This window comes from Pseudomonas sp. 05N434 (assembly GCF_056396965.1).
Map to the genome: position 1 here is coordinate 1 of NZ_JBFTMK010000248.1, position 6,991 is coordinate 6,991.

Annotated in this window: 5 protein-coding genes, 1 tRNA gene and 1 pseudogene; 5 read left to right on the forward strand and 2 right to left on the reverse strand. The window is 59.1% G+C overall.

What is annotated here, in order from left to right:
• Window positions 1-481: pseudogene (locus tag AC1DLB_RS16650) on the reverse strand (DUF481 domain-containing protein); the annotation flags it as partial.
• 138 nt (window positions 482-619) lie between these two features.
• Between AC1DLB_RS16650 and AC1DLB_RS16655 the strand changes: the two are divergent.
• From AC1DLB_RS16655 to AC1DLB_RS16670, 4 genes are all read left to right on the forward strand, one after another.
• The gene (locus AC1DLB_RS16655; protein WP_219731186.1) at window positions 620-1,000 is read left to right on the forward strand and encodes an MGMT family protein; all 381 of its coding nucleotides are present in this window, start codon (window positions 620-622) and stop codon (window positions 998-1,000) included.
• 44 nt (window positions 1,001-1,044) lie between these two features.
• The gene (locus tag AC1DLB_RS16660) at window positions 1,045-2,613 is read left to right on the forward strand and encodes an AmpG family muropeptide MFS transporter (RefSeq protein WP_018926939.1); all 1,569 of its coding nucleotides are present in this window, start codon (window positions 1,045-1,047) and stop codon (window positions 2,611-2,613) included.
• 130 nt (window positions 2,614-2,743) lie between these two features.
• Window positions 2,744-4,459: a proline--tRNA ligase gene (locus AC1DLB_RS16665; RefSeq protein ID WP_018926940.1), complete on the forward strand. Its 1,716-nt coding sequence runs from the start codon at window positions 2,744-2,746 to the stop codon at window positions 4,457-4,459.
• 17 nt (window positions 4,460-4,476) lie between these two features.
• Window positions 4,477-5,430, forward strand: a complete 954-nt coding sequence (locus tag AC1DLB_RS16670; protein ID WP_258612619.1) for a hypothetical protein — start codon at window positions 4,477-4,479, stop codon at window positions 5,428-5,430.
• Window positions 5,431-5,527: 97 nt separating this feature from the next.
• Here the strand turns inward: AC1DLB_RS16670 and dinB are convergent, their stop codons facing one another.
• The gene (dinB, locus tag AC1DLB_RS16675; RefSeq protein ID WP_477743356.1) at window positions 5,528-6,589 is read right to left on the reverse strand and encodes a DNA polymerase IV; all 1,062 of its coding nucleotides are present in this window, start codon (window positions 6,587-6,589) and stop codon (window positions 5,528-5,530) included.
• A 301-nt stretch (window positions 6,590-6,890) separates the two neighbouring features.
• Between dinB and AC1DLB_RS16680 the strand changes: the two genes are divergently transcribed.
• Window positions 6,891-6,967: transfer RNA gene (locus AC1DLB_RS16680), tRNA-Met, on the forward strand.
• The last annotated feature ends 24 nt before the right edge of the window (window positions 6,968-6,991 follow it).

The following is a 6,991-nucleotide window of genomic DNA, read 5'->3' on the forward strand; positions in this document are numbered from 1 at the left end:
CCGCCGTATGACGCCACCGACCATGACGCGCGCTGGTTTTGAAGCCGACATCATAATCATCGGTATCTTTTTCGGCCCGCCGATAATCCAGGGCCATGTCGACATTACCCTTCCACACCAAATCCTCGACCACCGGCTTGGGCTTGAGCATCTGCTGAATGCTGGCCAACTCCACAGTCTTGGGGCCATCGCCGTTGGCCAGGATGACCTTGCCGTCCTCCGCCGCATGCAGCGACTTGGCCTTCTCGCCAGTGTAAGCATCCTGTTTGACCAACATTTGCTGATCGCTTTCCAGGGTTTTGACCTCTTTCCAGTCAATCGGAACCGCACCGGCATACGGGGTCTGGATCAACAGCTTGCCGCCATCGAAGAGCGTAATCTTGCCGCTCAGCTTGTCACCGTTCTTCAACCAGACCGTATCGGCGAGCAAGGGAGTGGATGCACTGACGACAGCGAGGCACAGTAAGGTTCTGGGCAACATAAGCGAATCAAAAGCTCAACTTTGCGAAAAAAAATCGGCATTATTCTTGGAAATAAGGCCCTGGCAAGGACTGACCCGGCTATTTCTATTGAGTTCATTTCTCAACTGACAATCCAGGATTTACCCTACAGACGGTCAATGCGTATTTTTTTCAGGAACCCGGACGTGACCGACTCAACCGCTGAAACCGAAAGCGCAGCGCAAATCCGACGCACGGCGCTCTACCTGACCCTGGCACAAGTGCCCGAGGGCAAAGTCGTGAGTTACGGTCAGCTCGCCGAACTGGCGGGACTGGGTCGCGCCGCCCGCTGGGTCGGGCGAACATTGAGCCAACTGCCCGGTGACACTAAATTGCCCTGGCATCGCGTGCTGGGTGCCGGCGGTCGGATCAGCCTGCCTGCAGGCAGCCCTTCAGGGGATGAACAGCGGGCCCGATTGCGCATGGAAGGCATCAGTGTTCTGAACAATCGTGTTGATATTCAGCGCCATGGCTGGCGCCCGGTAGAGCACAGCGGTTAGAGTGCGCGCTTTGTTTCCGTAATTCTTGAGGCAGACTCCAGCCCATGCCCCGTAAAACCTGGCGCGCCGCGCTCGCCGCCTATGCCAGCCCCTCGACGCTCGTGCTGTTGCTGCTTGGTTTCGCCGCCGGCCTGCCCTACATGCTGGTGTTTTCGACGCTTTCAGTCTGGCTGCGCGAGGCCGGTGTTGCCCGCGAAACCATCGGCTATGCAAGCCTGATCGGCCTGGCCTACGCCTTTAAATGGGTCTGGTCCCCGCTGCTCGACCAGTGGCGCCTACCCCTGCTCGGCAAGCTGGGCCGACGACGCTCCTGGCTGGTGCTGGCCCAGGCACTGGTGATCCTCGGCCTGATCGGCATGGGTTTCTGCGACCCGCAAAAACACCTGTCCTGGCTGATCGCCATCGCTGTGGTAGTCGCCTTTGCTTCGGCAACGCAAGACATTGCCATCGACGCCTATCGCCTGGAAATCGTCGACGATACCCGCCAGGCTGCACTGGCGGCCAGCTACATGGCCGGTTATCGGGTCGCGGCCCTGCTGGCAACGGCGGGCGCGCTGTTTTTTGCCGAAGGCTTCGGCTCCACCGGTTTCAACTACAAACATGCGGCGTGGACTGGCACCTATCTGCTGTTCGGCATCTTGATGATCCCGGCGCTGCTGACCTCCTTCTTCATGCGCGAACCGCCGGTGCCACTGCGCACTCAGCTTCAGGCCGGACGCTACAGCTTCGTGCACCAGCTGGCGTCGGTGTTCGTGCTGATCGTACTGCTGGTGTCCGTACCGGCCATGTTCACCCAGTTCTACAACACCGACTTCGCCAGCGTGCTATTCAACGGCGTCAGCCTGCTCGACCTGTTGCTCGAAGACCGCGCATTCCTGCGGGCAATCCTCTATACCACGCTCACCGCCCTGTGCTTGTCGGCCATGGGCCGCCGTGGCCTGGCGCCGGTGCTGACGCCGGTCAACGACTTCATTCTGCGTTACCGCTGGCAAGCCCTGCTGCTGCTTGGGCTGATCGCCACCTACCGGATGTCCGATACGGTCATGGGCGTGATGGCCAACGTGTTCTACATCGACCAAGGGTTCACCAAGGATCAGATTGCCAGTGTCAGCAAGATTTTCGGCCTGATCATGACATTGGTCGGCGCCGGTATGGGCGGCCTGCTCATCGTGCGCTTCGGCATTCTGCCCATTCTGTTCATCGGCGGTGCCGCATCGGCGGCCACTAACCTGCTGTTCCTGATGCTCACGGACATGGGCGCCAATCTGCGGATGCTGATCGTCACCATTTCCCTGGACAACTTCAGCTCGGGCCTGGCGACTTCGGCGTTCGTCGCTTACCTGTCGAGCCTGACCAACCTCAAATTCTCCGCGACCCAGTACGCCCTGCTCAGCTCGATCATGCTCTTGTTGCCTCGCCTGATCGGCGGCTATTCAGGGGTCATGGTGGAAAAATTCGGCTACCACAACTTCTTCCTGATCACTGCCCTGCTGGGCGTTCCGACGCTGCTGTTGATCGCCTTGCACTGGTTCCAGGAAAACCGCCGTGCCGGTCCGACCCCGACACCTGAACCGGCTCAGACCCCGGTCACGGAAGAATCGCAGCCTCTTTGATACAGGACGCAGAGGGCGAGCAGATTCTCGCCCTCCAGCCACACAGCCGGCCGCACGCCTGTACGCCAGCAGATCTCGCCCGTACAATGCCCCATTACTTCTCGTTATCAGCAACCGACAACGGCCAACCATGCGCACCAGTCAATTTTTGCTCGCCACACAGAAAGAAACGCCTTCCGACGCGGTCGTCATCAGCCATCAGCTGATGCTGCGCGCCGGCATGATCCGCAAACTCGCCTCGGGCCTGTACACCTGGCTGCCGATGGGCTTGCGAGTGATGCGCAAGGTCGAAGCCATCGTGCGTGAAGAAATGAACGCCGCCGGTTCTCTCGAAGTGTTGATGCCGAGCACTCAACCGGCTGAGCTGTGGCAGGAATCGGGTCGCTGGGAAGAATACGGCCCTGAATTGCTGCGCTTCAAGGATCGCCACGGTCGCGACTTCTGCGCCGGCCCGACTCACGAAGAGGTCATCACCGACCTGATGCGCAACGAGTTGAGCAGCTACAAACAGCTGCCGATCAACCTGTATCAGATCCAGACCAAATTCCGTGACGAAATCCGCCCACGCTTCGGTTTGATGCGTGGCCGCGAATTCATCATGAAGGACGCCTACTCGTTCCATGCCGACCAGGCATCGCTGCAGGTCACCTACGACCGCATGCACCAGGCGTACTGCAACGTGTTCACCCGCCTGGGCCTGAAATTCCGTCCGGTTGAAGCCGACAACGGCTCCATCGGTGGCGCCGGTTCCCACGAGTTCCACGTACTGGCCGAGTCCGGCGAAGACGACATCGTCTTCAGCAACGGTTCCGACTACGCCGCGAACATCGAGAAAGCCGAAGCCGTACCGCGGGAAACCTCTCGTCCACTGCCTGCCGAAGAGCTGCGTCTGGTCGACACGCCGAACGCCAAGACCATTGCGCAACTGGTCGAAGGCTTCAACCTGCCGATCGAAAAAACCATCAAGACCCTGGTGGTGCACGCTGAAGAGAAAGGCAAGCTGATTGCCCTGATCATCCGTGGCGACCACGAACTGAACGAAATCAAGGCCGCCAACCAGCCTGGCGTTGCCAGCCCGCTGGTCATGGCTTCCGAAGCCGAACTGCGCGACGCCATTGGCGCCGGCGCCGGCTCCCTCGGCCCGCTGAACCTGCCGCTGCCGATCATCATCGACCGTTCCGTCGAACTGATGAGCGACTTCGGCATCGGTGCCAACATCGACGACAAGCACTACTTTGGCGTGAACTGGGAGCGCGATCTGCCGGTTCCGACCGTTGCCGACCTGCGCAACGTTGTCTCCGGCGACCCAAGCCCTGACGGCAAAGGCACGTTGGAAATCAAGCGCGGCATCGAAGTCGGGCACATCTTCCAGCTGGGCAACAAGTACAGCAAAGCGATGAAGTGCGAAGTGCTGGGCGAGAACGGCAAACCGGTCACCCTGGAAATGGGCTGCTACGGCATTGGTGTATCCCGCGTAGTAGCTGCCGCCATCGAACAGAACAACGACGAGAACGGGATCATCTGGAGCGACGCTCTGGCCCCGTTCCAGATTGCTCTGGTACCGCTGCGCTACGAAACCGAACAGGTTCGCGAAGCCACCGACAAGCTCTACGCAGAACTGACTGCCGCCGGCTTCGACGTGCTGCTGGACGACCGCGACAAGAAAACCAGCCCGGGCATCAAGTTCGCGGACATGGAGCTGATCGGCATTCCACACCGGATCGTGGTCAGTGACCGCGGCCTCGCCGACGGCAATCTGGAATACAAGAGCCGTACCGAAGCCGAGGCGCAAGCGCTGCCGGTTGCTGACGTGCTGTCTTTCCTCCAGGCCCGTATCCGCCGCTGACACCAGATAGAGACGTCATGTTCAAGCGAAACACCTTAGGCCTCGGTGGTGCCGCCCTGTGCGGCACCCTGCTGGTCAGCGGCTGTGCCAATCACATGTCACAACGCAGCGAGCACGAGGAGCGGGTCGAGCGTAAGTTGCTCGATCACAGCCTGCAGATCGATGTCGGCGAGCCCAAAGTGCTGGAGCTGCCGCAACGCCGGGTGAAAATCCACGAGCAGAAGACCTTCGAAGTCACCGAGTTCGAAGTCACACGCCACTATGACCGCTACACGCCTTACCAACCCTGGAGGGAGATCTATGAGATCCCACTGGGGGCGGTGGCCGTAGTGGCAGGCATCGGTGCGAACGTGGTCAACGTGTTCGCCCTCGGTAATCTGCCGGACAGCGTGACGAAGGATTGGCTCAGCTATGGTTTTGCCGGGCTCAACCCGTTCATGAACGTGCAGTCTCACGGTCGCGCGCAGCAGAACCTGGCGGGCATCGACGAAGTCCAGCGTGACAAGCGCACGGAATACTCGAGTCTGCCCTGGAGCGAGCGTCCGGTGCAGGTGAAGGCCGGCAAGGACACGTTCGAGCTGAGCACCGACCGCAACGGTGTGTTGCGCCTGAACCTGCTGGACAGCCCGTTCGCCGAACATGACCTCAATCATCTGGGCAAGCTGCAGATCAGTGTCGAGGACAACAAGGACGATGTGCACACCAACTCGTCACTGGCGATCAGTAACAACTTGCGCGGCAAGCTGCTCGAAGCCCATGGGCTGATTTACGACGATCTCGAAGACGACGAGGTGAGCCAGTGGGTGCACCGGGTCAAGCGCCTGTCGGAACTGGGTCTGGAAGAAGAAGCCAGCGAATTGGAACAGAGCCTGATCGAACTGACCCGCAACGATCCCGAGTTGCAGGCTGAGTTCCTCAAGTCACTGACCAAGGATGCCGGGCGACTGGTGGCGGATCCGGGGCCGAATTAAGGCCTATTAAAAGATCGCAGCCTTCGACGGCTCCTACATTGGATGGAGTACACCCTGTAGGAGCTGCCGAAGGCTGCGATCTTTTGATTTTAAAATCTCACCGCTCAAACAACTCCAACTGTTCGAACCCGCCCCGCAAATCCTCCAGCCTCACCCCAATCCCCAACAACCGCACCGGTTTCCCGCCGCGATTGAAGGCCTGGGTCAACAACAGCTGATAACTCCCCAGATCCCGCCCTACCCCGGCCTGCTCCAACGTAGTCTGGGTAAAATCGTGGAATTTCACTTTGACGAACGGTTTGCCCGGGCGATAGCTGCTGTCGATCCGCGCCATTCGGCCATTCAGGGACTCCAGCAGCTCCGGCAATTTATCCAGACAACTCACCAGATCCGGCAGGTCCACGTCATAGGTGTTTTCAACGCTGATCGACTGCCGACGACTGTCGTTGTGCACCAACCGCTCATCGATCCCACGGGCCAGGCTCCAGAGTCGCTCGCCGAAGCTGCCGAATTCACGCACCAGCGCCAATTTGTTCCACTCGCGTAATTGCGCGCAATCGATGATGCCGAGCTTGCCCAGTTTGTCAGCGGTCACTTTGCCAACACCATGCAGTTTGCTCACCGGCAAGCCGCTGACAAAGTCGTCCACCTGATCAGGCGTGATCACAAATAGGCCATTGGGCTTCTTCCAGTCGCTGGCGATCTTGGCAAGAAACTTGTTCGGCGCCACACCGGCCGACACGGTGATGTGCAACTGATTGGACACCCGGCGACGAATATCCTGGGCGATTCGCGTGGCGCTGCCACCAAAATGCGCACTCTCCGACACGTCGAGGTAAGCCTCGTCCAGGGAAAGCGGCTCGATCAGGTCGGTATAATCGCGAAAGATCGTATGTATTTCCTTCGACGCTTCTCTATAGGCCTCCATGCGCGGCTTGACGATGGTCAGGTCCGGACACAGTTTCAAGGCATGTCCGGAAGACATGGCCGAGCGCACGCCATACGCCCGAGCTTCATAGTTACAGGTAGCAATCACCCCACGCCGATCCGCCGAGCCGCCCACCGCCAAAGGCTTACCGGCCAGGCGCGGGTCGTCACGCATCTCGATGGCGGCATAGAAGCAGTCACAATCGACGTGGATGATTTTTCGCTGCGTCATATAAAAGCGGTGTTCATGGCGAAGAAATGAAGTATCGGCGTGTCGTACCGGCAGTATCTCACTGACACCTGTATATAGCACCAGTAGTCTGAATCTTCTTTTCAAGCGGTAGGAAAAGTACCGGAGGAATTTATTTTCTCAATCGAAAGCCACCTACCGATAGAGCCAAAAGCCTTGCCCTGCCTGCGTTTCAGCCCGATCCACACCCCCTGCTTTCACCTAAGCGATTGAACAGGAACAGATTTTACCGAGATTGAAGGTTGACAGCCCGGCGATCCTCTGTAGAATGCCGACACACAGACGCGGGATGGAGCAGTCTGGTAGCTCGTCGGGCTCATAACCCGAAGGTCGTCGGTTCAAATCCGGCTCCCGCAACCAAACATCAAAAAAGGCTACTCGAAA